The 23,864-nt window shown below is 67.0% G+C and carries 25 protein-coding genes and 1 pseudogene; 9 read left to right on the top strand and 17 right to left on the bottom strand.

Going from position 1 to position 23,864, the window contains the following annotated elements; all coding sequences use genetic code 11:
* Positions 1-64 precede the first annotated feature (64 nt).
* Both ACTHL9_RS01830 and ACTHL9_RS01825 read right to left on the bottom strand, forming a co-directional pair.
* The gene (locus ACTHL9_RS01830; RefSeq protein ID WP_440516939.1) at positions 65-562 is read right to left on the bottom strand and encodes a DedA family protein; all 498 of its coding nucleotides are present in this window, start codon (positions 560-562) and stop codon (positions 65-67) included.
* 8 nt (positions 563-570) lie between these two features.
* Entirely contained in the window at positions 571-1,140 is a 570-nt protein-coding gene (locus ACTHL9_RS01825) for a hemerythrin domain-containing protein (RefSeq protein ID WP_440516937.1), read from the bottom strand.
* Between the two features lie 114 nt (positions 1,141-1,254).
* Between ACTHL9_RS01825 and ACTHL9_RS01820 the strand changes: the two genes are divergently transcribed.
* Positions 1,255-2,289 carry an NAD-dependent epimerase/dehydratase family protein gene (locus tag ACTHL9_RS01820; protein ID WP_440516935.1) on the top strand — a complete coding sequence of 345 codons (1,035 nt, stop codon included), beginning with the start codon at positions 1,255-1,257 and terminating at the stop codon, positions 2,287-2,289.
* A 4-nt stretch (positions 2,290-2,293) separates the two neighbouring features.
* Here ACTHL9_RS01820 and ACTHL9_RS01815 read toward each other — a convergent pair whose 3' ends face one another.
* Positions 2,294-3,367 (bottom strand): aromatic acid exporter family protein, encoded by a 1,074-nt coding sequence (locus ACTHL9_RS01815; RefSeq protein ID WP_440516933.1) that lies wholly within the window; start codon positions 3,365-3,367, stop codon positions 2,294-2,296.
* A gap of 149 nt (positions 3,368-3,516) precedes the next feature.
* Here ACTHL9_RS01815 and ACTHL9_RS01810 point away from each other — a divergent pair.
* Positions 3,517-3,603 (top strand): annotated as a pseudogene (locus tag ACTHL9_RS01810) (AMIN-like domain-containing (lipo)protein); the annotation flags it as partial.
* A gap of 15 nt (positions 3,604-3,618) precedes the next feature.
* On the opposite strand, the gene ACTHL9_RS01805 reads toward ACTHL9_RS01810, so the two are convergent.
* Together ACTHL9_RS01805 and ACTHL9_RS01800 are read right to left on the bottom strand one after the other, a co-directional pair.
* On the bottom strand, positions 3,619-5,421 hold the full coding sequence (locus tag ACTHL9_RS01805; protein WP_440516931.1) for a glycoside hydrolase family 15 protein: 1,803 nt from the start codon (positions 5,419-5,421) through the stop codon (positions 3,619-3,621).
* A 3-nt stretch (positions 5,422-5,424) separates the two neighbouring features.
* Entirely contained in the window at positions 5,425-6,474 is a 1,050-nt protein-coding gene (locus ACTHL9_RS01800; RefSeq protein WP_440516929.1) for a glucose 1-dehydrogenase, read from the bottom strand.
* Positions 6,475-6,682: 208 nt separating this feature from the next.
* Between ACTHL9_RS01800 and ACTHL9_RS01795 the strand changes: the two genes are divergently transcribed.
* The 4 genes from ACTHL9_RS01795 (at position 6,683) to ACTHL9_RS01780 (ending at position 13,072) form a co-directional block, all read left to right on the top strand.
* On the top strand, positions 6,683-8,794 hold the full coding sequence (locus tag ACTHL9_RS01795; protein WP_440516928.1) for an MDR family MFS transporter: 2,112 nt from the start codon (positions 6,683-6,685) through the stop codon (positions 8,792-8,794).
* Positions 8,795-8,862: 68 nt separating this feature from the next.
* Complete coding sequence (locus tag ACTHL9_RS01790; RefSeq protein WP_440516926.1) at positions 8,863-9,468, top strand: TetR/AcrR family transcriptional regulator; 606 nt, start codon at positions 8,863-8,865, stop codon at positions 9,466-9,468.
* Positions 9,469-9,707: 239 nt separating this feature from the next.
* Positions 9,708-10,883, top strand: a complete 1,176-nt coding sequence (locus tag ACTHL9_RS01785; protein ID WP_440516924.1) for an MFS transporter — start codon at positions 9,708-9,710, stop codon at positions 10,881-10,883.
* Between the two features lie 8 nt (positions 10,884-10,891).
* Positions 10,892-13,072 carry a transglycosylase domain-containing protein gene (locus ACTHL9_RS01780; RefSeq protein ID WP_440516922.1) on the top strand — a complete coding sequence of 727 codons (2,181 nt, stop codon included), beginning with the start codon at positions 10,892-10,894 and terminating at the stop codon, positions 13,070-13,072.
* Here ACTHL9_RS01780 and ACTHL9_RS01775 read toward each other — a convergent pair.
* The 4 genes from ACTHL9_RS01775 to ACTHL9_RS01760 form a co-directional block, all read right to left on the bottom strand.
* The gene (locus ACTHL9_RS01775; protein ID WP_440516920.1) at positions 13,038-15,401 is read right to left on the bottom strand and encodes a family 78 glycoside hydrolase catalytic domain; all 2,364 of its coding nucleotides are present in this window, start codon (positions 15,399-15,401) and stop codon (positions 13,038-13,040) included. The two genes, ACTHL9_RS01780 and ACTHL9_RS01775, sit on opposite strands and share 35 nt — an antisense overlap.
* 171 nt (positions 15,402-15,572) lie before the next feature.
* Entirely contained in the window at positions 15,573-16,202 is a 630-nt protein-coding gene (locus ACTHL9_RS01770) for a DUF2510 domain-containing protein (RefSeq protein ID WP_440516918.1), read from the bottom strand.
* A 93-nt stretch (positions 16,203-16,295) separates the two neighbouring features.
* Entirely contained in the window at positions 16,296-16,541 is a 246-nt protein-coding gene (locus ACTHL9_RS01765) for a hypothetical protein (RefSeq protein ID WP_440516916.1), read from the bottom strand.
* 1 nt (position 16,542) lies between these two features.
* A complete protein-coding gene (locus ACTHL9_RS01760; protein ID WP_440516914.1) occupies positions 16,543-17,865 on the bottom strand; it encodes a PspC domain-containing protein in 1,323 nt (440 codons plus the stop codon).
* Between the two features lie 210 nt (positions 17,866-18,075).
* On the opposite strand from ACTHL9_RS01760, the gene ACTHL9_RS01755 reads away from it, so the two are divergent.
* Positions 18,076-18,273: a hypothetical protein gene (locus ACTHL9_RS01755; RefSeq protein WP_440516912.1), complete on the top strand. Its 198-nt coding sequence runs from the start codon at positions 18,076-18,078 to the stop codon at positions 18,271-18,273.
* A gap of 37 nt (positions 18,274-18,310) precedes the next feature.
* Here the strand turns inward: ACTHL9_RS01755 and ACTHL9_RS01750 are convergent, their stop codons facing one another.
* Positions 18,311-18,565: a hypothetical protein gene (locus ACTHL9_RS01750; RefSeq protein ID WP_440516910.1), complete on the bottom strand. Its 255-nt coding sequence runs from the start codon at positions 18,563-18,565 to the stop codon at positions 18,311-18,313.
* Positions 18,562-19,014, bottom strand: coding sequence for a hypothetical protein (locus ACTHL9_RS01745; RefSeq protein WP_440516908.1), 453 nt, complete (start codon positions 19,012-19,014; stop codon positions 18,562-18,564). The genes ACTHL9_RS01750 and ACTHL9_RS01745 overlap by 4 nt, the downstream gene beginning before the upstream one ends.
* 73 nt (positions 19,015-19,087) lie before the next feature.
* Here ACTHL9_RS01745 and ACTHL9_RS01740 point away from each other — a divergent pair, with 73 nt between their 5' ends.
* Complete coding sequence (locus ACTHL9_RS01740; RefSeq protein WP_440516906.1) at positions 19,088-19,321, top strand: hypothetical protein; 234 nt, start codon at positions 19,088-19,090, stop codon at positions 19,319-19,321.
* 475 nt (positions 19,322-19,796) lie between these two features.
* Here the strand turns inward: ACTHL9_RS01740 and ACTHL9_RS01735 are convergent, their stop codons facing one another.
* The 4 genes from ACTHL9_RS01735 to ACTHL9_RS01720 form a co-directional block, all read right to left on the bottom strand.
* Positions 19,797-20,048, bottom strand: a complete 252-nt coding sequence (locus ACTHL9_RS01735; protein ID WP_440516904.1) for a hypothetical protein — start codon at positions 20,046-20,048, stop codon at positions 19,797-19,799.
* A gap of 213 nt (positions 20,049-20,261) precedes the next feature.
* A complete protein-coding gene (locus tag ACTHL9_RS01730) occupies positions 20,262-20,483 on the bottom strand; it encodes a hypothetical protein (RefSeq protein ID WP_440516902.1) in 222 nt (73 codons plus the stop codon).
* A 91-nt stretch (positions 20,484-20,574) separates the two neighbouring features.
* Positions 20,575-20,907: a branched-chain amino acid transporter permease gene (locus ACTHL9_RS01725; RefSeq protein WP_440516901.1), complete on the bottom strand. Its 333-nt coding sequence runs from the start codon at positions 20,905-20,907 to the stop codon at positions 20,575-20,577.
* Positions 20,900-21,607: an AzlC family ABC transporter permease gene (locus ACTHL9_RS01720; protein ID WP_440516941.1), complete on the bottom strand. Its 708-nt coding sequence runs from the start codon at positions 21,605-21,607 to the stop codon at positions 20,900-20,902. Before ACTHL9_RS01720 ends, ACTHL9_RS01725 begins: the two co-directional genes overlap by 8 nt.
* A gap of 89 nt (positions 21,608-21,696) precedes the next feature.
* On the opposite strand from ACTHL9_RS01720, the gene ACTHL9_RS01715 reads away from it, so the two are divergent.
* A complete protein-coding gene (locus ACTHL9_RS01715) occupies positions 21,697-22,137 on the top strand; it encodes an Lrp/AsnC family transcriptional regulator (protein ID WP_440516900.1) in 441 nt (146 codons plus the stop codon).
* Here ACTHL9_RS01715 and ACTHL9_RS01710 read toward each other — a convergent pair.
* On the bottom strand, positions 22,033-23,412 hold the full coding sequence (locus ACTHL9_RS01710; RefSeq protein ID WP_440516899.1) for a M20 metallopeptidase family protein: 1,380 nt from the start codon (positions 23,410-23,412) through the stop codon (positions 22,033-22,035). The genes ACTHL9_RS01715 and ACTHL9_RS01710 overlap by 105 nt on opposite strands.
* Positions 23,412-23,864: amino acid ABC transporter ATP-binding protein (locus tag ACTHL9_RS01705; RefSeq protein WP_440516898.1), on the bottom strand; the 453-nt coding region annotated here is incomplete at its 5' end. The genes ACTHL9_RS01705 and ACTHL9_RS01710, both read right to left, overlap by 1 nt.

The raw sequence follows: 23,864 nt of genomic DNA, 5'->3' as shown, positions 1-23,864 counted from the left end.
AGGTACTCGTAGTAGAAGTCGCCGTGGGCGAGCTCGAGGGGCTCGCTCTCCTGCTCCGTCTCAGTCACGCATCAACCCTAGTAGCCTCCGCCGGGCGCTTGCGCCGGCGGAGGGAGGCAGCGAGGCGGACGACGACGGCGGCCCCCGCCGCTGCGGCGACCGCCCAGGCCCACGGCGATCCGGCAGCGCGGTCGAGGATGAGGTCTACCGCGGCGAGGCCCACCGTGGCATAGAGAAGCGCCCACGCTGTCGATCCCACGATCGTGGCCGGGATGTAGTATCGCAGGCGCATCCGTCCCATGCCCGCGGCGAGATTCACCGCAGTCTGCAGGCCGACCGTCAGGAACGTCAGGACGACGGCGACGGGCCCGTAGCGGTCGATGAGGCGCCGCGCCCCAGCTAGACTCCGCCCGCTCCATCGGTTGGCAAGGCGGGTGCGCCCGTAGCCGGCCGAGAGACCCCTGCCCACCCAGTAGACCGCGTTCGTCCGGCAGAAGACGACGACGAACAGGGCAGCGACGGCAACCTCGAAGGGCAGCTCAAGGATCTGATCAAGCGACACCTCTCACCCTACTCGTGCCGCCCCTTGAGTTTGTCCAGCAGGCGATCGACCATGCCCACTCCGGGTCCGATGGTCTTGTGGAAGAGCTCCGAGTGCGGGGCGTGCGGGTGGGGACGCGTCGGCGCGAGCTTCTTGGCCGTCTGCACCTTCTCGCCGAGCTCCACGAGCTGGTCTTCCGGGATGTGCTCGCGGAGCTTGGGGAACTGCTCGTCCTCCTCGTCATGCGCGTGGTGACGCAGCTTGGCTTCGAACTCGTGGACGAGATCGAGGAAGGCCTGCTCGGCGGCGTCGAGGCCCTCGAGGCGTTTCATGAGCTCGACGAGCTCCTGATGCTCACCCTGGTCGTGCTCCACCTCCTCCTTGCCGTTCGGGACGTGCTCCTCGACGGCCGGGTACACGTACATCTCCTCGGCCACCGCATGGCGCATCACCTCGGCGATGACGGTATCCGCCAGATCCCGGCGCTGCGCGGAGTCCGGCGCCCCTTCGATTGTTGCGATGAGGTCGATCATTTCCTGGTGGTCGGCCGTGAGGATGTCCACGACATCTTGACGCTGTCCCGCATTCGTCTCGCTCATGCGCCGACTCTAGGCGACGGGTCCGACAGGAACCAGAGCCCGCGCGTCTGCTTGCCCATCGGCCCAAGTGGGCAGGAGCACGGGAGGAGATCGATTTCGAAGAAGGAGCGGGACATGCGCATCGCCGTCGTGGGTGCCAGTGGAAATGTCGGCACAGCCCTGCTGCGGGTTCTCTCGGCGGCGGGTGGCCACGAACTCGTCGGCGTGGGCCGCCGGGCACCCGACGTCGCCGCAGAGCCGTATCGGTATGCGAGCTGGCACGAGATCGAGGTGGGGTCAGCCGATGCCCCCGGGAAGCTGAGGGATGCCTTCGAGGGGTGCGACGCCGTCGTCCATCTCGCCTGGATCATCCAGCCCAACCATCGTGTGTCCACGCTGCACCGGGTCAACGTGGATGGAAGCTCCCAGGTCTTCGAGGCCGCCGCGGCCGCGGGCGTTGGCCATCTCGTCTATGCCTCCTCGGTCGGCGCCTACAGCGCGGGCCCGAAGGATCGACGCGTCAGGGAGAACTGGCCGACGGGCGGACTCCACACGTCGCACTACAGCCGGCAGAAGGCCGCAGTCGAGCGGATTCTGGACGACGTCGAAGCGGCGCATCCGGAGATGGCAGTCGCCCGATTGCGGCCCGGTCTGATCTTCCAGTCCAGCCAAGCCTCGGAGGTGGGGCGGTACTTCTTGGGGCCGTTCATCCCGCAGCAGATCGCACGGGTGCGCGTGCCGGTTCTGCCGATGCCGCCGCAGATGATCTTCCAGGCCGTGCATTCCGAGGATGCCGCGGAGGCCTACGCCCTGGTCCTCGCCTCCCGCGCCAAGGGTGCGTTCAACATCGCAGCAGAGCCGGTCCTAGACCCTTCCACGCTGCCTCCCGTCGTCGGCGCGGCGCGGTCGGTGCCAGTTCCGGGAGCGGCCCTTCGCGCCCTTGTATGGGCGTCGTGGGAGCTGCGGCTTCAGCGCAGCGATCCCGGCTGGATCGACATGGCCTTGCAGGTGCCGGTCATGGACACCACCCGGGCTCGGACGGAGCTCGGGTGGGAGCCGCGCCGCACCTCGCAGGAGGCCGTCTCCGCGGTCATCGGCGGGATGCAGGAGGCCTCGGGCGTCCCCGCGTCCTCCGCCCTCCGGCCCGGGGAGCAGAGCGCGCAGAGCTGAAAGTTCACGCCGCGGCCTTGGACTCCGCCGTCCTGCCCACGATCCCGATGACCCGCCGCAGGCTCATGGCCACCGATGCCGTCGCATTGACCGAGGCTTCGCGAGCGGCCGCTGCGCGCAAGGCCGAACTCACGCCGTCGACCGCCTCCTGAGCCTCGTCCACGAGCTGTGGCAGCCGCTCGCCGTCGTCCCAGCCGCGCACCAATGCAGCGGTGCTGGCCAGGCCGCCCGCCAGCTTCTGTGCGAGATCGGGCGGCACGCTGGTCCCGGCCCGCTCCTCCCAGATGGCGCTCGAGAGCACGTCGGTGATGTCCTGCACCTGGAAGGTGACCCGCTCCACTGCCCGAAGGTGCCTGAGGTCCTGCGCGAGGTCCCGCGGATGCCGCCGTCGTCGGTGGTTCGCCCGCGCGCTGTCCTCTGCCCGGTGCACCGCCCGGCGCACGTCCGAGGCCGTCCGCCCCAGCAGAGCGTCCCGCTCCGCCCACTCGCTGTGATCGGGCGGCCATTCCTCCGTCATCGCGCTCGCCATGTCCTCGAGCTGGCTGGCGAGCGCGCCGCGCAGCTTGCCGAAGGAGGAGGTCACCGCGTCGAAGTGAAGCGCGGGCAGGATCAGCCAGTTGACAGAAAAGCCGATGGCAACGCCGATCGCCATCTGGAGCACGTAGGCGAGAGAGAACGTATCGGCGCTCTGACCGCCGATGACCAGCACGAACAGCGCCGCCATGGGAACCCAGTCGCTCGCGGCGCCCATCTTGGGCAGGCCTCCGATCAGCACACCAAGGCCGACGACGACGGCCACCGCGAGCGCACTTGCCTCCGTGAAATTTGCGACGACGAGCGCGAGCCCCACGCCGAGGCCCAAGCCGAGGAGGCTCTGGAGCCCGTGGCGCGCCGAGTCGGCGACCGTGGGGTACATGCTGACGAGAGCACCGAGCGGCGCGTAGTACGCGTAGTGTGCGGCGGGACCGGGAACGAGCGGCGCAAGCGCCCAAGCGAGCCCCGCGGCCAAGGCGGTCTTGGCGGCGAGGCCGAGGCGGCTGCGACTGACGATGGGCCTGAGACTTCCAGCTATGGCCATCACCCCAGCCTTGCATCCGGTCGGAGCGTTCGGCCAATCCGGGGGCTCCAAAAGGGGCGTCACAGCCCGGCCTCGGAGGTGTCGCGCGAACGAATCACCAATGGCCGCGCAGTTACTTTCCGTGCCCGCGGAGCGGGGCTCGGGTTGGGCGCGCGCACCTGCCGTTCCGGGTCTGCCTCCTGGACGGGCCCGACGGCGGCTCTCGGCTAGTGGTCGAGGTGGCCCATCGCTGGTAGTAGGAACCCCTGCTTTCACTCCTTGCTGTGTCCGTGCATGGGTGCGTTGCTGTGGCGCGCCTTGCCCTGATGGAGCTGCAGGGCCGTGTTAATGAACGCGAAATGGCTGAAGGCCTGAGGGGTGTTCCCGAGCTGCCGGTTGGCGCTCGGGTCCCACTCCTCGCTGAACAGTCCGACGTCGTTCCGGAGGTCCACCAGCCGTTCGAAGAGCTCCGCGGCTTCGTCTGTTCGCCCCGCACCGAGGAGCGCGTCCACGAGCCAGAACGAACACGCGAGGAACACGCCCTCCTTGCCAGGGAGGCCGTCGTCGCTGTCCTCCGGCCGGTAGCGGAGCACGAAGCCGTCCTGCGTGAGCTCGCGTTGGATGGCCTCGATGGTTCCGATGACCCGGGGGTCGTCGTGCGGGAGGAAGCCCACCCGTGGGATCAGCAGCAGGCTCGCGTCGAGCTCCGTGCTGCCGTAGGACTGGACGAAGGTGTTCCTCTCCTTGTCGAATCCGCGTTCCATGACGTCGGCGTGGATCCTGTCGCGAAGGTCCTCCCAACGGTCTGCTGGACCGGGCAGTCCCGATTCCCGCACACCCTTGGCCATGCGGTCCGCGGCCACCCAGGCCATGACCTTGGAGTGGGTGAAGTGACGCCGTGGGCCTCGCATCTCCCAGAGCCCGTTGTCTGGCTGGTCCCAGATCTTCTCGAGGTGCTCCATGATCGCGGTCTGGAGGTCCCACGACTCGTCGCCGTCCTTCAGGAGGGCGTTCCGCGTCAGGGCCAGGCCATCGAGGACCTCACCCCAGACGTCCAGCTGGAACTGTCCCGCGGCCGCGTTGCCCATTCGCACGGGCCTCGATCCCTCATAGCCGGACAGCCAGTCCAGCTCGGTCTCCGTGAGCCGCCGCGCCCCGTGGAGCGAATACATGATCTGCAAGTCCGCGGGGTCGCCCGCCACGGCGCGCAGGAGCCAGTCCCGCCAGGCTGCCGCCTCGTCGGTGTACCCCGCGGCCATGAGGGATTGCAGCGTCCACGTCGCGTCCCGCAGCCAGCAGTACCGGTAGTCCCAGTTCCTCGGGCCCCCGATCTGCTCGGGAAGCGAGGTGGTGGCCGCTGCCACGATGCCCCCAGTGGGCATGTAGGTGAGGGCCTTGAGCGTGATGAGCGAGCGCTGGATCGCGTCTCTGTGCCGGCCGGTTGCGTTGGTCCGCGAACTCCACTCCTTCCAGTAGGACGTGGTGCCCGCGAGAACCTCGTCGGCGTCGACGTCGCGCGGTCTGGGCTCGTGGCTCGGCGCCCAGGTGAGGACGAAGGGGACGCGCTCGCCCTCGGTCACGGTGAACTCGCTCACGGTGCGCATGTGCTCGCCGTGGAGCGGCGCCGTACTGCTCACGTAGACAGAATCCGGGCCGGCAACCGCGTGCATCCCCGTGTGGTTCCTGCGGACCCAGGGGACGATGTGGCCGTAGTCGAACCTCAGGATGAGCTCGCTGTGCATCTTCACGGAACCGCGCAGGCCCTCCACGATTCTCACGACGTCCGCGACCCCGTCCCTCGGAGGCATGAAGTCGATGATGCGGACCTGGCCCTGCTCGGTCTCCCACTCGGTCTCGAGGACGAGAGTGTCCGGCCGATACCAGCGCCTCGTGCAGTTGCCGCCCGTTTCGGGGGCGAGGAGCCATCGGCCGGCCTTGGGCTCGTCGAGCAGCGCCGCGAAGCACGCGGGCGAGTCGAAGTTCGGCAGGCACAGCCAGTCGATCGAGCCGTCCTTCCCCACGAGCGCGGCGGTGTGGAGGTCTCCGATGATCGCATAGTCCTCGATTCGGCCCATCCCTTAGGCCTCCTTGACGTCGAGGACGACCTTGACATCGGTGGGCTGCCGCTCAAAGGCCTTGTCGAAGTCGGAGAGGGCGACCCGGCGCGTGATCAGACGTCCGAGCCACTCTGCGTCTGCCTCCTTCAGGGCCTTTGCCGCGGCCTCGTAGTGTCCCCGATTGGCGTTGACACTGCCGAACACGACGTCGTTGCCGAGCACAGCCTCCCTGTTGGCGGCCCCCACGTCGACCGGCAGCTTCTTCCCCATTGAGGACACGCCGGTGAGGCAGGTGACGGCGTTGAGCGCGTGGACGGTGATGGTCTCCATGACCACGGAGGGAACGCCCGTGCACTCGATGAGAACATCGGCGCGAACACCTGACTCGGTGAGGCTCTCGGTGTGATAGGTGGCGCCGAGGCCCCGCACGAGTTCCGGCTTTGGCCCGTCCTTCACCAAGTCGAAGACGTGGACGTCGAGACCACGCTGGACGCCGAGGAGGGTGGCAAGCAGTCCGACGGGCCCGGCGCCGGTCACCACTGCGGTCTTGGGATCGAAGAAGGCGCGATGTCCGATCGCCTCAGCATGCTGCCATGCCTTGGCCACGATCGTCGTGGGCTCAAGGAGGACGCCCACGTTCGAGAGGCCGGAGTCCAGCTTCACGATCGCGTCGGGGTCCGCCCGGTACCGCTCCCGCGCGAAGCCGTGCAGGCCCTTGATGCCATGTTCGGTGTACCAGCCGTTGGTGCACATGTCCCACTGTCCCTGGGCGCAGGCAGCGCAGGGCTCGGGGTCTGGGCGGCGGACGATGCCGACGACGAGATCGCCTTCCGAGAGCCCCGATCCCTTCGGCGCGGACAGCACGCGACCGAGGTTCTCATGGCCGAGGACGAGCCGGTCCTCGCCAGGAGGGGCCTCGCCGTATTCAGCGCCGATGATCTCCGCATCGGTCCCGCAGAGACCCACCGCCAGGGATTCGACCAGAACGCTCCCGTCGGATTCGCGCGGTTCCTCGAAATCGATCAGCTCCAATGAGTCCTTCGTGCCGGGCTTGACCGTCAGTGCCTTCACGGGTCCTCCTTGAATTCAGATTCTCGACGCTCAGCTACTCCCCCGCCATGGTGGGAGGAAACTCGATTGTCAGGAATCCCCCAGCCGTTCCATGGATCGTGGGACGACGTCTGCTTGCAGATACTGTAAACTTGCAGAGTCTGCAAACTTCTGGCCGCTCACCAGGGCCCCTCGGTTTGTTCCTCTGAGAGATTCGGATTCTCCTTCCATGTCCAATGCATCGGTCGGCTCCGTCGCGAGCCCGGTGATGACCCACCGGCAGATCCTGCTTGTCATCTACGGCCTCATGGCCGGGATGTTCCTCTCGTCGCTCGACCAGACGATCGTGGGCACCGCGATCCGGACCATCGGCGACGACCTCCACGGCCTTGACCAGCAGGCGTGGGTCACCACGGCCTACCTCATCACCTCGACGATTGCGACGCCGATCTACGGCAAGCTGTCGGACCTCTTCGGCCGCCGCCCGCTGTACATCTTCGGCCTCGGCGTCTTCATCGTCGGCTCGATGCTCTCGTCCTTCTCGACGTCCATGCTCATGCTCGCGGGATTCCGCGCCTTCCAGGGCATCGGAGCAGGCGCCCTCATGTCGTTGCCACTCGCCATCATGGGCGACATCCTCGCACCGCGGGAGCGCGCCAAGTACCAGGGGTACTTCCTGGCGGTCTTCGCAGTCTCCTCTGTGGTCGGCCCCCTCGTCGGCGGCGTGTTCTCCGGCGCGAGCCAGATTCTGTTCATCTCCGGCTGGCGCTGGGTCTTCCTCGTGAACGTGCCGATCGGACTCATCGCGCTCGGCATGGTGCTCGCGTTCCTGCACCTGCCCAAGTTCCATGACCGCTCCACCTCGCGCATCGACTGGTGGGGCGCCACCGCGGTCATCGTCACGCTCGTCCCGCTCCTCCTCGTCGCAGAGCAGGGCCGTGAGTGGGGCTGGACCTCTGCCGGGTCGATCTCCTGCTACGTCATCGGCGGCGTGGGGCTCGTCTCCTTCATCCTGATCGAGCGGGCCATGAAGGAGAACGCGATCATCCCGCTTCGCCTGTTCCACTCGCACACGTTCTCCATGGCCACCGTGCTCGGCTTCCTGGTGGGCTTCGCGATGTTCGGCGCCATGCTGACGCTTCCGCTGTACCTCCAGCTGGTCACGGGGCTGACCCCGACCGAATCGGGCTTCGCGACGCTGCCGATGGTGGGCGGCCTCATGATCGCCTCGATCGTCTCCGGCCAGATCGTGGCGCGGACCGGGAAGTACCGCATCTTCCCCATCACCGGAACGTTTGTGACGGCGTGCGGCTATCTGGTGCTGACTGCGATGACCATCGACAAGCCGCTGTGGTTCCTCATGATCGCCATGTTCCTCATCGGTCTTGGCCTCGGCCAGCTCATGCAGTCCCTCACGCTCGCCTCGCAGAACTCGGTCCCGCCCCAGGACATGGGCGTCGCGACGAGCTCGGCCACGTTCTTCCGCCAGATCGGCGGCACCCTCGGCACGGCCGTGCTGCTTTCGGTGCTCTTCGCCGTCATGCCGCTGAACATCACCTCGGCGATGACGAACAAGGCGGACCTGACCACGGCCCTCGATGCGGCCCTCACGCCGTCGGTCGCCAACAACCCGGCGAACGCCGGGATCATGCAGCAGCTCTGGAACCCGATCGTCACCCCGGTCAAGACCCAGATGCAGGCGAGCCTGGATCAGGGGACGACGGCGGCCAAGCAGGCCGCGGACCAGGCGGTCACCAAGCAGGTGACCACGGCCGTCCAGCAGCAGGTGGCAGCAGGGCGCGTCCCTGCCGCAGCCGCGCAGTCGATCATTGACCAGCAGGTCGCCGCGGCCAAGCCGACCGCAGAGCAGCAGGCGCTCACCGCCGCCGCGCAGAAGGCAGGCGTCGGCATCGTGGACGGCAAGCTCGCGGTCGATTTCTCCGACCAGGCCCAGCGCGCCGCCATCGTGGACAAGCTCGTCCCGACCATGATCGACCAGCTGAACAATGCGAAGTCGAACGGATCCTCTTCGACGTCGTCGGCGACGTCGGACACCTCGTACCTCAAGGGCGCGGACGCACGCCTCACACGGCCGTTCATGGTGGGCTTCAACACCTCGGCCGTGAGCATCTACTGGGTGGGCCTCGGCGTGATCATCCTCGCGTTCATCCTGACGTGGTTCTTCAAGACGCCGCCGCTGCGCCAGCGCTCGGCCCTCCAGGAGCAGGCGGACAAGCAGCAGACCGCCGAGGACCTCGAGGTCTACGTGGCGGCAGCGGCCGCTGAGACCGGGGCGCAGGCTGCCCCGGCCACCGGCACCATCCGGGTCCACCGGCCGTAGGACTCAGCCTGGGCTCCCGCTGCACAGCGGGAGCCCAGCACCCGCTCGCACCAGCCCAGGAATCCAGCGTGACCACCAAGCCGCTCATCACCGACAAGCCCGACTCGCTCCGCGAACGAAAGAAGCAGCAGACGCGGCGCGCCATCCACGACGCCGCGTATTCGCTCGTTGCCGACCGCGGTCTCGCGCACGTCACCGTCGCCGACATCTGCGCCGCGGCGGAGATCTCGGAACGGACCTTCTTCAACTACTTCCCGTCCAAGGCAGCGGCAGCGATGGGATTGCCGACGACGGCAATCCCCGAGGAGAGCGAGCAGCAGTTCCTTGCAAGCGACGGGCCGCTCGTGGACGACCTGTGCGAACTGATCGCAAGCCTCTCGAGCCCCGACGAGGATGGCGTGGAGCGCATCAGGGAATTGGTCAGGGCGGAACCCGACCTCCTTGCTGCCCTGCACCAGTGGACGTCCGGACTCCGCCGTCGGGTGATCCAATTGGCGGAGGAACGCACGGGCACTTCAGAGGGAGCAGGGTCGACGGCGCGGCTCGCCGTCGCGCTTGTTTTCGCTGCGCTGTTCCTGCACACCGACAGCGGTTACACCCTGCGCCCGGGCCGCGCCACGGCCCGCGACCTTCGCACGACCGTCTCCCGGCTCGGCGCCGTAGCACGGGACTGAGGTTCCGGGCACGGCCCGTCCCGTTCATCGAGGGGTTCAGGTGTGCCTAGGTCCAACAGTGCCACCCGGCAAGCGTGCAGATGTGACGCCGGCGTGGTTCTCTGGAGGAACACGTTGAAAGACCAGCGGGGCGGCCCGCGGGCGAACCCTGCGGAAGGGACCCGCCCATGGCTGCCGAGAAGCAGCCCCTCGCCCCGGCTTCACCCGCCAGCCCGTCCGGATCCCGTCCACGGAAGAAGATGCCCTGGGCGGCACTGCTCGTCCTCGCGGCGCTTGGTTTCACTGCCGTCACCACCGAACTGCTGCCCGCGGGACTCCTCCCACAGATCAGCCACGACCTCGGGGTGGGGGAATCAGCCGTCGGCTCGCTCACGGCGGCGTACGCCGTAGTTATCGTCGTGACGGCGGTACCCCTCTCGAAGTTCCTGGCAGGAAGGGTGCCCCGGAAGCGCCTGCTGGTCTCCGTCGTCGTGCTTTTCGCCCTCAGCAATGTCCTGCTCGCCCTGAGTCCGCAGCTCGCGTTCGCTGTGGGCGCGCGGCTGCTCGGCGGCGTGGCGCACGGGCTGCTGTGGTCGAGCATGGCGCCGTACGTCGCGAGGATCGTGCCGGCCGAGGCGATGGGGCGCGGCATGGCCGTGGTGTTCAGCGGCAACAGCATCGCGATGGCGGTCGGCGCACCGCTCGGAACGCTGCTCGGCGGGATCATGTCCTGGCGGACCTCCTTCTTGGTGCTCGCGGGCATCGCCGCCGTTCTGGGCGTCCTCGCCATGCGGCTGCTTCCGCCTCTCCCCCTCACTGGGGCTGCGGCGAGGCCCTCGATCCGCATGGCCATCCGGCAGCCGGGCGTGGTGGCCGTCGCCACGGCGTGGCCGCTCATGCTTTTCGCGCACTTCGCACTGTTCACCTACATTGCGCTGTTCGTGCGGGCCGTAGGGCTCCCCGAGGCAGGTACGGGCATCTCGCTGTCGATGGTGGGGGTCGCCGGTCTGCTGGGGATCTGGGCGGCGGGACTGACCGCGGACCGCTTCCCGAGGCGCTCGCTGCTGGTGACCATCGCCGTCATCGTGATCGCCTTCTGCCTGATGCCGTTCCTGGCCGCCACGTGGTTCGGGCTCCTCGGGCTCACGGCGGCATGGGGAGCCGGGGTGGGCGCCCTCGGCATCTACAACCAGGCAGCCATCCTCCGCGCAGGACGCGACCACGGCGAGGCCGCGAATGGGCTGACTGTGGTGACCATCCAACTCGGGATAACCCTCGGCGCGTGGTACGGCGCGGCTGCCCTCGGCGTCGTCGGCGCCCAGCTCCTGCCGCTCGCGGCCGCGCTTCCCGCGGCGGCAGCGCTGGCCATCACCTTTGCCGGCCGCCGCCATGCGTACGCGCCGGGACCGGGCGAACGTCAGCAACGGTCTCTATAATCCGCTGTATGGCCTTTGTCGCGGACGCGGCGAAAGCGATCGGACGGCTTGTTGCCTTCCTGATCGTCAGCGTCCTCTGTGGCGTGTTGGTAGCAGGTCTTGTCCTGCCGGCCGCTGCCGTGACCGGCGGGGCAACTCTGGGGTCGACGCAGTTCTTCGACAGTCTCCCCAGCGACCTCTCAGTGACCCCACCCGGCCAGGTGACCAAGGTCCTCGCCGCCGACGGGTCCGAGATCGCCACGCTGTTCAACGAGAACCGCACACAGATCCCGCTCGACCAGATGTCCCCCAATATCAGGAACGCCATCGTGGCCATCGAGGACTACCGGTTCTACGAGCATGGCGGCGTTGACCCGACGGGCATCGTGCGGGCGCTCGTGGCGAACTTCCAGGGCGGCCGGCAGGGGGCATCGACGCTGACGCAGCAGTATGTGGCGAATGTGCTCAAGGAGAACGCGATCGCTTCGGGCGCCGACGCCCAGACCTACCTGAACGGCGACAAGAGCGTGGGAGACAAGCTTCGCGAGATGAAGCTCTCCATTGCCCTCGAGAAGCAGTACACGAAGGACCAGATCCTTCAGGGCTACCTCAACATCGTCTTCTTCAACACGAACGCCTACGGCATCGAGGCCGCGAGCCAGTATTTCTTCTCCGTCGACGCCAAAGACCTCACCCTCCCCCAGGCCGCGCTCCTTGCCGGCGTGGTCAACGGACCCTCGGTCTACGACCCGACCACGCATCCGGACAATGCCATCCAACGGCGCAACCTCGTGCTCGATGCCATGCTCGAACACGGCTACATCAACAAGCAGCAGCACGACGAGGCCGTCAACACCCCCATCCAGCTCAAGCTGAACCCACCGAAGCAGGGCTGCGCCTACGCATCGCAGGCGCAATACTTCTGCGACTACGTCCTCCACCAGATCCTCAATGACCCTGCGTATGGAGCAACGCAGGACGACCGCCTGCAGAGGGTCATGCAGGGCGGACTCACCATCAAGACCACCCTCGATCCCCGGCTGCAAGGGCCGGCCCAAGCGCAGGTCGATGCCACCGCAGGCGCCAACCCGGACAAATGGGGCACCTCGCTCGTCACGGTCCAACCCGGCACGGGCAAGATCCTCGCGATGGCGCAGAACACGCGCATGCTGCCGGGCCAGGGCAAGGACTTCGTCACGTCCTACAACTTCAATGTGGACAAGGCGGACGCCAACGGGAACGACCTCGGGGGTGCCGGGGGCATGCAGCCGGGCTCGGCGATGAAGCCGATCACCCTCACCGCGTGGCTGAACGAGGGGAAGGCCACGAACACTGTGGTGGACGCGGCACGGCGTGTGTACCCCCTGAACTACCCATGGAAGGACAGCTGCGGCAAGGTCACCGGCGCCTACGACGACGCCACGGTCGGACTCGGGACGGCCCCCGATCTCCAGAACGACGAGCCCGGCTGGTACTTCCCGATGTCTGTGCGCGAGGGGAGCTACCAGTCCAGCAACACCGCGCTGTTCGCCACCGCTGCCGGCCTCAATGACTTCTGCGACATCCAGCGCGCTGCGGACAGCCTGGGCCTGCACGACGGCGCGGGCGGCGGCCAGAAGCTCGACCTGTCCACCCTCGGCAACCTCCTCGGCGGAGCAAACGTGGCGCCGCTGTCCATGGCAGACGCCTACGCGACATTCGCGAGCAACGGGACCTACTGCGTGCCGATCTCCATCACCGATGTCATCGACTCGCAGGGCAAGAAGATCGGTGGGCAGGCGCCCACGTGCCAGCCGAACGCCATCAAGCCCGACGTCGCCAAGGCCGTCACCAATGTCCTCCAGGATGTGCTCACGAAGGGCTCCGGCTACAACATCAAGGACGACGCCGGGCACACCATCTACCTCGGCGTCCCGGACGCGGCGAAGACCGGAACCAACCAGTTCAACAGCGAGACCTGGCTCATCGGCTACACCCGAGGGCTCTCGACGGCGTCCTACTTCGGGGAGGCGCTCGGCAATCCCGAGGACCATCTGGGCCGCAACGTCATGGTCAACGGCAGGTTCTGGCCGGTGATCGACGGCGCCTACATCGCGGGTCCGCAGTGGGCGTTCTACATGCAGAAGGTGCTGGGCCTCTTCGACCACGGACCGTTCGACGGGCCGCCGCCGGCGCTCATCGGACCTCCTCCGCCTCCAACCCCCAAGTAGTACGACTCTGGACGACCGGCGCTGCAGGATAGCGCGCCTCGCGCTCGTGGGTCCCCGGCCCCACGACCTCCTCGGGTGCGCCCGGCAGCCGCAACACGGCTTCCGTGCCTTGAGGGACGACGACGGCGACCCTCACCTTCTCGCCGGCTCGTTCCCACCGCACCGAGGCGAGACCCTGCGGGGTCTCGAGACTCGTCTTGGCCCAGTCCAGATGCCCTCCGGGTTGGGGCGCGATGAGGATGCGCCGGTAGCCGGCCTCGAGCGGAGCCAGGCCTCCGACGGTGCGATGGAGCCAGTCGACCACGGCCCCGAGAGCGTAGTGGTTGAAGCTCGTCATTTCCCCCGGGTTGATCGTCCCGTCCGGAAGCATCGAGTCCCAGCGCTCCCAGATCGTGGTCGCGCCCATCGTCACCGGATACAGCCAGGACGGGCACTCGGTCTGCAGTAGCAGACGGTACGCGTCGTCGAGGTACCCGGTCGCGGTGAGGGCGTCGGTGACGAAGGCGGTTCCGGCGAAGCCGGTGGAAATTCGATGATCGGCGCCCCGAACGAGTTCGGCGAGGCGCCGGCCAGCGAATTCGCGGTCCTCGGAGCCCCCGCGGTCCTCGGTGTCGAGGATGCCGAAGACGATGGCGAGCGCATAGACCGTGGCGCAGTCGCTTTCGATCACGCCGCCCGAAACGTAGTGCTCCCTGAAGGCAGCACGCAGCGACCGGGCCATCTCGCGGAACTCCGCCACGGCCTGGTCGTCGCCGAGGACTCCGGCGGCCCGAGCTACTAGATCGGCCGTGTGATAGGCACACAGGGTGGCCACGACGCGCTTGTCCGCCTTCGCAGCGCCCGGGTCCTGGGGTGGCGCTTCCGGGTCGAGCCAGTCGCCGAACTGGAAGCCTGTATCCCACAGCCCGTTTCGCGAGAGCTTGCTCCGCAGCCGCCGCGCGTGGGCGGTCATCGAGGGGAAGGCCTCTTCGAGCACCCGTCGGTCTCCGTACGCCATCCAGGCAGCCCAGGGGACCCAGACCGAGGCATCGCTCCACAGCGCGGTCGTATCCTGCCTGCTGGCGCCAGACGATCGCCGGACGTACTTGAGGACATCCGGAACGTCGTACGGCACGATGCCGTCCTGGTGCTCCTGTTCGAGAGCCAGATCGCGGAGCCAATCGCGAAGGAAGTCCCGAACGTCGAAGAGGAAGCATGCGCTCGGCGCGAAAGCGGAGAGGTCCCCGGTCCACCCCAGCCGTTCGTCGCGCTGCGGGCAGTCGGTGGGAACGTCCACGAAGTTCCCGCGCATGCCCCACACGGCGTTCTCGTGGAGTCGATTGAGGAGCGGATTCGACGTCTCGAAGCGTCCGATGCGCCGCAGGTCCGAGGAGATCACGACGGCGATCAGGCCGCCTCCCGCTGCCAGCGCGGCGCGCAGCCCCTCGGTGCCCCCGGGCCACCCTTCCACCTCAACGTAGCGGAAGCCGTGGAACGTGAAAGTTGGCTCGAAGACGTCCTCGCCACCCGAGAGCGTGAAATGATCCGTGGCCCTCGCGCTGCGCAGCGGTCGAGTGCCCAGCTCCTCGTGCTCGAGCACCTCCGCGTGCCGCAGGGTCACCACCGACCCGCGGCGACCAGCGACGCTCGCGCGGACCCAGCCGACCAGGTTCTGCCCGAAGTCCACGAGCGTCTTGCCCGACGGCGCATCCCACACATGAAGTGGCGTCAGTTCCGCGACCCGGCGCACGGCCGGCCCGACGTACGGCTCGAGGCGGGAGAGATCGTCGTCGAGCACGTGGACGCCCACCCACTCCGGCGAGGTGAAGGCGGGAGCCAGCCAGCCGTCGTCGTACCTTCGTGCATCGATGTCCTGCCCGTCGTAGAGGTCGTTCGCAGTGGTTGCCGACGGTCCCGCGGTCCAAGTTGGGTCAGTTCCCACGACCTGCTCGTGCCCGTCCTCGAACCGGATGCGAAGCTCAGCGAAACCGGCCAGTTCCTCCCCGTAGAAGCCAGATCCGCCGGACCACGTCAGGCGGCCGCGGTACCAGCCGTTGCCAAGCGCGAGGCCAAGAACCGTCGCCGAGCCGGCGGTGGGCCCGACCAACGAGGTCACATCCAGCGCCGCATAGCGCACTCGCCATTCGTACGCCGTCCAGCCGGGCGTCAGCAGGTCCTCCGACGCCCGGTGCCCGTTGACGTAGGCCTCCACAACACCGAACGCGGAGACGAGGAGCGTAGCGGACTCGACCGCCCCATGTCCCTCATCGAGGCGGTACTCCCCGCGCAACAGGGGCGCACTGCCGAAGTCGGAATCCGGCGTGATGAAGCGGGCGTGCCAGGACGTCATGAGGTTCTCCGAGGGGCGAGGTTGAACCGATTCAGAAAGTCTGACCTTAGCATGAGGCAGGTCACATTTCGAAGGGCGACGCGACCAACCAGGGGGCTGGCACCGCCCGGCCCCTGCGCTTGAACTGCGTTCGAGATCGTACTCAGCAACGCCCGCTGATGGTGCGCGAACTCAGGCGGACATCACCGGTGAAACGGCTGCGAAAACTGCTGCAGCCTTCCACACAAGAAGGATCGAAGTGACAAGGGTAGCCCCGGCAAATACCCAGACGGGGGCAAGTCCTCTGGGCCGCGCCACGGTGAAGACGATGACCGATCGCCCAATGCAGTAGACCGCCGGCGAGAGGAATGTCCATGCCCAATGGAACGGGCGAACCACACCGAGCCGCTCGAGCCTCTTCCAATCCACGTAGGCGAACCAGACCGAAAGGCCCCACGCCGCGTAGGCCGCCACCAACACGAGAATGAACCCGATGAAAAAGGAAGGAGTCAGCAAAGAGGTGGTGTCCGGGACCAGGCTTCGCCGACTTCCGGTACCGACATACCGGTAATGGAACGTCGGGTACCACAGCACTTCGAGAAGGCCAGCCGCGAAAGGCAGGAGCGTCGTGGCCCACATCGCCCAGTTATAGACAGCCGCTTCCGGCACAAGCCGCGGCCGCTCCGCAACGGCGGCGCGGCCTGTCGACTGATAAAAGGGCGGCTGATAATAGCCAGTCCACCCGCGTCCGTCCCACCACCGGAGTCTTCCGGGAAAATCTGGGGCCGGGTACCATCCCGGCCCCAGATTGCTCTGCTCCATTACCATCCCCAATTCCGCTCTGCGCCTAGCGAAGGATTTGTCCAGCCAGGCTGATCATAACGGTCTGGGGAAGCGACGAAACGGTAGACCCGGCTATTTCACGCGCCCGTCGGAGTCCCCGTTCCGGCTCCGGAGCGATGCCAGAAATCCCCCGACAAGGAGCGCGAGGCCAGCCAGAACGATCAGCGTGACCGCGGCGAAACGAGGCTCCAGGACCAGCCAGCCGAGCCGACTGAGTGCGAGGAGCCCGGCCAGGATCGCCAGAACGCCTCCCCAGACGATCGTTCCAACGCTCGGTCCCTGCACGTTCCCGGAAGGCCCGGGTTGAAGGCTGCTCATCTCATTGCTCCTGATCGATCTCGACATTGCTCATGGTGGCGTGCACGGCGACCACGAGCGTCGCCCCGGAGCTGCCTTGGTTGTACGTCTGGGAGTCGCTCGTGGTCAGGCCGGCCGATGTCCGATTGCCGAACTGAACGTTGCCCATCGTCACGTCTGCTTGGACCCTCACCGGAACGCCCTTGGGGATTTCAATGCGGACCTGGCTCATGGTGGCATCCACGGGGACCACGGAATCGGAGCTCAGGGGGCCGGCATTGTCGAGGGCCCGCAGGTCGAGCAGCCCAGATGCAGCCGTGATGGTGTAGCCCTGAGTTGCCTCTTGAACGGTCGACGGCGACGAGGTCACCGACCGCGGTGTGCGGCTGATGTCGTAGGCCGGCTGCGTGATGATGCCCCCCGCGAGTGCGAGAACCGCGAACAGGGACAGGACGCCGGACGTCCTGCCGTTAATTCCCGCGACGATGATGCCGAGCGCGATGATGCCGGCCGCGAGGGCCCACAGGACGCCTGTGCTCGGGTCGATGACCGCGAAGCCCGAAATCTGCAGCCCCAGGAGAACGCCCGGAATGAAGACCGCGAGGCCCATGACCACGGCCACATACGAGCCGGTCACGCTCTGCCGGTGCTGCCTGACGGGCTGAGGCGGCTGCACTCGCGGCGGTACCTGCGGCGGCGTGTAGCCGTACGAGGCGCGCGGCCCGCTAGAAGGCTCAGCCGGAGGGAAGGCAGGCTGCTCGGGGGCCGACTGGTCCGAAGGGGGCGCCGACTGTTCGTACAGATAGGGTGCCCCCAGTGGCGATTGAGCGTCCGGCGGCGCTCCTGCGAACGAGGCCGGGCCCGCTCTATGGACCCGCCGCGAGGAGGTGATCCCGTAGACGACCAGGAAGGCGACGCCGACCCACAGGAGAATCCAGATGGGCGCGGTCCACCGGGCATCGCCGAACCAGACGATCGGCGCGCCGCCCAACCCCACAATGATCGTGACGAGGGCCCCGGTCATACCGCTCGTCCACCGGCCGTGCACGGCGTCCTGGAGGTGGATGCGGCCGTCAGGCTCCGGCAGGATCATCCACAGGATGCCGTAGGCCAGGACGCCGATCCCGGGGAACAGTCCCACCACGATGAAAAGACCCCTCACGAGGATCGGGTCTATCCTCCAACGGTGCGCAAGACCGGAGGCCACGCCCCCGGCCCATCGATCCGATCCCCGGACGATGCCGAGTCCACGCACCCACGCGAAGAAGTCGGAGTTTGAATGCCCCGAGGGGGCAGCATGGGGAGCGTTACGGGCGCTCCCTCCCGGAGAGAATTCCGTGCTCATGCTTCTATCGTGAGAGCCCCCGTTTGCTCTGCCTACGGCACAAAGCCCCTGCACCGAGGCGCGGGAGACCTGGGGGCAGCGACGGCGCGTTCGGGCAAACCCTCTCGATTCAGAGCGAGGATTCAGCCGGCCGACGTGACAGGCTCCCCCGGCACGCGCCGAGCATAGAAGGCGGCGGACGGGGTAAGGGCTGTACGAGGAGGATCCCCTATGCCCGTGGTCTCTCAGCGCACCGTGGTGCCGCCCACATGGATGCGTGTCAGCTGGTGGCGCCTCGGCTTTGTTGCCTTCGCGATCGTGTGCTTCGGCGGCGAATTCGTCTTCAGGTTCGCCGTGTTCCCGATGGTCTTCGCTCTCGGGTTGGCGTGGGTGCTCTGGCGCAACGAGCGGGATAACGGGCGGCACTGATCTTGGCGCAGCACTCATCTTGGGGAGGGTCGGACTATCAGGCCGAAAGGCTGCCGATCGTCGTCTCGAGAGTCTCGACCACGTAGGTGTAGTCGTCGCCGTCGAGCCCATCCACCATCCGGTCCCAGATGCCTTCGATCTCGCGCTGGAGCGCCCGCTCCGCAGCGCGTCCCGCATCGCTGAGATGACAGATTCCGGCCTTCTCCACCACGAGTCGGCTATGCAGGAGGGGCTCGAGTTCAACCGGGATGGGATTCGCGCCGTCCACAATGACCTCGCGGTGGGTGCTCACTTGAGGCTCAAAACGGCGTCGATCGGCCTGCCGTCAATGAAGACGGCTGCTCGGGAAGCGCCGGCCGCCGCCATCGCGGTGTATTCGAGCTGTGCCTTCGCACGTGGAATATCGCATTCGCCCGCAAGGTTGAATTGGCCGGTGAGGTAGATGGTGATGGTCGTGCCATCGAAGCTGCCGCCCAGATAGCTGAGCGAGGACTGGGACAGGACATTGACCAGTCCCGACATCCCCACGGACCTGCTGCGGTTGGCGAGGAGTGTCCGGATGGCGGGGCCGACCTGGTCGGTGAAGCGGACCGGTTGCGTCGCCGTCGCGACGATGCTGTCGCCGCAGCCAATGAGCGGACCCGACGCCCCGTTGTCGCCCACGGCCACGTAGTAGATCGCCAATTGGGCGACCTGCTCGGGCAGGCCGCCGCCCGCCGCGGGGACGGCGCTGCTTGGCACCGACGAAGCGGACGACGACGGCGCACTCGCCGTCGCGCTCGGCTGTCCCGCTGCACTGGACTGCTGAGAGGGTGTGGCGGAACTGGAGGCCGTCGAACTTGGGGAGCTCGGCGACGACGCGCTCGGGGATGGCGACGTGGAGCTTGCGGCTGCGGACGATGAGGGGGCGGCCGAACCGCCGCCGAAGCAGCCCGAGAGCGCGAGCAGGAGAGCAAACCCGAGCGAGACGGGGATGGTGCGCGGGGCGCCGATCGGCGCCCTCTTCAACGAACGCCCAAGGGGCCACGCGTTCATGAGGCAAGGGTAGGACCGTGCTGTCCTGTAGGACTTGGGCCGAAAGTCCGATCTCGGTCGGCCAGTCACCACAATCGTCGCTATCGGTGCGGACACGGGGACCTTGGGCTCTGCAGGAGCACGCACGTCAGCGGGATGCTGGTGGCACAACGTGGCTTGACTGCACGAGGATCGACGATGTCCGCTTCAACACCCCAAAGACTTGCTGTCCGTCGGCGCCTCCACACGCGCCTTCGGATCGCCGTGCTACTCTCCGTTGGCGCCTTCGCCCTCTCATGGGGGCCCGCGTTGGGACCCGTGATCCTCCCACTCACCGTGGCTCTGGGGCTCGCATGGTTCCTATGGCGCAGCGACTTCGAAAGCGGTCGGAACTGACCGCAGGACGAAAGACTCCTGTCCACTCGTCGCGACGATGGTTCGATGGACCTCGAGGCCATACTCCAGCTGTACTAGAGCCCGCCGCCACCCGAGAGCCTCGCGGATCGGAATCAGGCAAGCAGGGCGTCGAGTTCTCGGGCGATGATGATCGCCCGCGGGTCCGCGCCCACGGGCCACGGACCGCGCGAGATGGTGTAGGCGAAGTCCATCCCAGTGTCCGGATCGACCCAGGCGACGGCGCCCCTGGCCCCATCGTGGCCGAAGCTTCGAGGTACGCCCCAGTTGAGCTGGGCACTCGGCTTCTGGAATACGACCGTGTGGGCACCGTCATGCTCGTTGAGCACCTCGTCGTAGGCTCGCACCTGCTGCTGTCCGACGATCGCGACTGTCTCGGCGCTGAGGAAGGGACGCTCCCTTCAACACCCGTCACGGCCGGAGCCAGCATGGTGCGGACGATCATCGTCAGAAGGAGGACCTTCGCGACGGAAAAGGACTCCTCCCCCGTCACCACGGGATACACCACGGTCAGGGTACGGCACCCCTCGTCCGGGAGACCGCAATCCAGACTCTCCGCGTCAGTGGTTCTTCTTCTCCTCAAGACGCAAGGCGATGCCGATGGCAAAGAAGGTGGGTGCCCAATGGCCTACGAAAATCCCCCAGCGGTCTGACTGTGCCCGGTCATGGCGAGGATTGACGCGGCTGACTGCCCACGAGACGAACGAGAGGCCGATGGACCCAAACCCGGCCATATACGCATATTCGCTTTTAACGCCCATCTCCTGAAGCTTCTCCAGCATGATGGCATCCTCCTGTGTGACTGAAATGGACGAGGCCCACGGCTCGGAACCTCCCAGCCCTATTGCCCCCTGCACCGCAACCGAACCCGGATCATGAAGGAAGGACGTTCGCGATCACCAAGCACACCAACGCTCCGAGGGCGATGCTCAGGACTGCGTTGCGGCGCCAGAGGTGCGTTCCCACCGTGACGGCGACGCCCGACAGCTCGCCTACGGCCTCCCCTGGCACACCACTGGCCCCGATGCCGGCCAAGCAGTAGACGGCAAGAATCGCGACCGCTCCGAGGGGCATCCACCGCCCGAGGTTGTCCACGAGGGCGGATTGCCGCAGGAGCGCCCTCAAGCCGAAGGGGATAGCGCGAAGGCTCACCGTGATCACGACGGCGATCGCGAGGGCGGCGGCGATGTACCCTGCGTCAGGCACGGCTGTCCGCGAGAACATCGCGCGGGCGAGCAAGTTTGGACCGGGTGACGAGCGCAACGGCGAAGAGGCTCATCGCGGCCAGGACCATCGACCCCGGGAGGACGAGTTGCGCCACGAGCGCGGCCCCCACCGCGAGGCTGAGGGCAATTCGATCCGGGTTCTGACGGAAGGCATCCATGGTGAGCACGATGAACAAGGCGGTGAGGACGAATCCCATCCCCTTCAATCCGCTGAGCAGGTAGGCTCCGGCGATTCCGCCGCTGAGCGCGCCAAGGGCCCACGACGCATGGAGTCCGAGCTGAGTCCAGAGAATGCTTCCGCTCGTGAGCGTGTTCGGGTCCCTATTGGCGGTGAGCGCGTAGGCCTCGTCGCACAGGGCGAAGACGCTATAGGCCTTTCGCATCCGCCCGCGCACCAGATGGAGCGGGAAGGAAAGTCCGTAGAAGAGGTGACGCGAGTTGACGAGGAAGGTCGTCAACGCGACAGCGGCCAACGGGGCGCCCGCGGCGAGCATCCCTACCAGAATGAACTCGACGGATCCGGCGAACATGCTCGCCGACATGACGGGTGCAAACCACCAGGGGAAGCCGTGACCCGTGACGAGGACGCCGAAGCCGACCCCCAGCGCGAAGAGTCCGGCCCAGATCACCCACGTGCGGCGCGCAACCTCGCCAAGCTCGGAGCGCTCGCCGATCACCATCCTTTTCACATCGCAATGATATTTTTAATCTCCTGCAATGTGATTGCTTCTTATTGCAGACCAATTGCCTCTTACGCAAGGATCAGCACGTGGATTCCCTCGACCTCGCAATTATCGATCAATTGGAGCGGGACGGCCGCTTGACCAACCAAGAGCTGGCTTCCCGCGTGGGCCTCACCCCGGCGCCATGCTTGCGTCGAGTGCGCCGCCTCGAGGCCGACGGCGTCATCACCGGTTATGCGGCGACGGTCGACCCGGGGGCGCTCGGCCGGGCGTTCGAGGTCATCATCCACGCCGATCTCGTGGCGAAGGACCTTGCCACCGTCGAAGCTTTCGAATCGCGTCTGACCGCCATGCCCGAAGTCGCCGAGCTGCGCCGGATGTTCGGCCTCCCCGACTACTTCATCCGCGTCCAGGTCACCGACTCAGCGGCCTTCGAACGCTGGCTCACCACGCAGCTCCTGGGAGATCCCGCGATAGCGCGCGTCGATTCCCGGATTACCATGAAGCTCCTCAAACTCCGGCAGTGAGCTGCGTTCCCGCAGGTCTTCGCCCTCGCCGAGCATTACCGGCTCACGGTTCAGCGCAAGGCTCGCCAGACAGGCGACGGCGCGGGGCAGGACGGATTCGTCGAAGGTGACCTGCGCCGAGTGGAGGCCGGCGGTTTGAGGATGATCCTGAATTGGACGGGCGCCGAGACTCAGGAAAGTGCCCGGCACTACCCTCAGGACCCGCGCGAAGTCTTCGGAGGCACTGTACGGGTGCTTGAGCTCCTGATAGGACTCCGCGCCCAACAGGCCGCGGACCACGGATGCCGCGTACTCGTTCTCTCCAGGGTCCGCCACGGTAACGGGGTATGGCTCGGCCCAGCTCAACTCGACCGACAGGCCATGGGCTGCGGTGATGCCCTGGCAGATGCGTTCAATGTCCGAGATCAAACGCTCTCGGTGTTGGGGCGAGAACATCCGCACCGTGGCGTCGAATTCGGCGAAGTCGGGAATGACGTTCCCCGCACTACCAGCTTGGATTCGGCCGACCGTGATGACGACCGGATCGAACGGGTCGTAGCCCCGCGCGGCAAGGGTCTGGAGGGCAAGCACGATCTCGGCCACCACAGGGACAGGGTCCTTGGCCACATGAGGCGTGGATCCGTGCCCACCCAATCCGACGACGCGGGCATGCAACTCGTCGCAGCCCGCCATGAGTGGGCCGGGACGGGACGCGAAGACGCCCGCGGGGAGATCGGATGCCTGGACGTGCAGTCCGAACGCCGCATCGGCACGGCGGCCCGCCGCCTCGATAACGCCCTCTTCGATCATGTACTTCGCGCCAAAGTAGGTCTCCTCGGCAGGCTGGAACATGAAGACGACATCGGCGATGAGTTCGCGACGGTGTTCATGCAGGACGCTTGCAGCCCCGACGAGCGCGGCAGCGTGGAGATCATGACCGCAGGCGTGCATCACGCCGACGTTCTCCGAGCTGAACTCGAGCCCTGTGTCCTCGATGATCGGAAGGGCATCCATGTCGGCTCGGAGCAGCACCACCGGTCGGCGGGTCCCGGCGGGAAGTGGCCCTTGTCCTCGAAGCACGGCCGTGATCGAGGACAGGCGGGACCCTGCGGTGAGTTCGAGCGCGTCCATCGGGGCCAGCCGGCGCAGTACCGCTCCCTGGGTCAGCGGAAGATTCAGACCGCACTCAGGATGGCGGTGAAGGGCCCGCCGCAAATCCCTCACCTCCTCGAAGATCTGCTCTGCCTCGCGGAGCACTGACGCGGAAACCGGCATGGCCACCTGCTCGACTTCCATCAGAGGACCTTGCTGAGGAAGGTCTGGGTGCGTTCGTGCTGGGGGTTGGCGATGACGTCGCGGGGGTTGCCCGACTCGACGACAACACCGCCGTCCATGAAGGTCAGGGTGTCCCCGACCTCGCGGGCGAAGCCGATCTCGTGGGTGACGACGACCATGGTCATGCCGGACTTCGCGAGGTCCTTCATCACGTTGAGCCCGTCGCCGACGAGTTCAGGGTCGAGGGCGGAGGTTGGCTCGTCGAAGAGCATGAGCTCGGGGTCCATCGCCAGGGCCCGGGCGATCGCGACCCGCTGTTGCTGGCCGCCGGAGAGCTGGGCGGGGTAGTGGTTCGCCCGGTCGGAGAGCCCCACCCGATCGAGGAGCTCGAGCGCGCGCTTCTTGGCCGAGGCCTTGTCCTGGCCCTTGACCTGGATCGGCGCCTCGATGACGTTCTCGAGCGCCGTCTTGTG

It is taken from the genome of Sinomonas sp. (assembly GCF_051955515.1).
In the GTDB taxonomy this organism is placed as follows: Bacteria; Actinomycetota; Actinomycetes; order Actinomycetales; family Micrococcaceae; genus Sinomonas.
The sequence above is the reverse complement of the archived record's forward strand: the minus strand, read 5'-3'. Positions and strand labels throughout refer to the sequence as shown.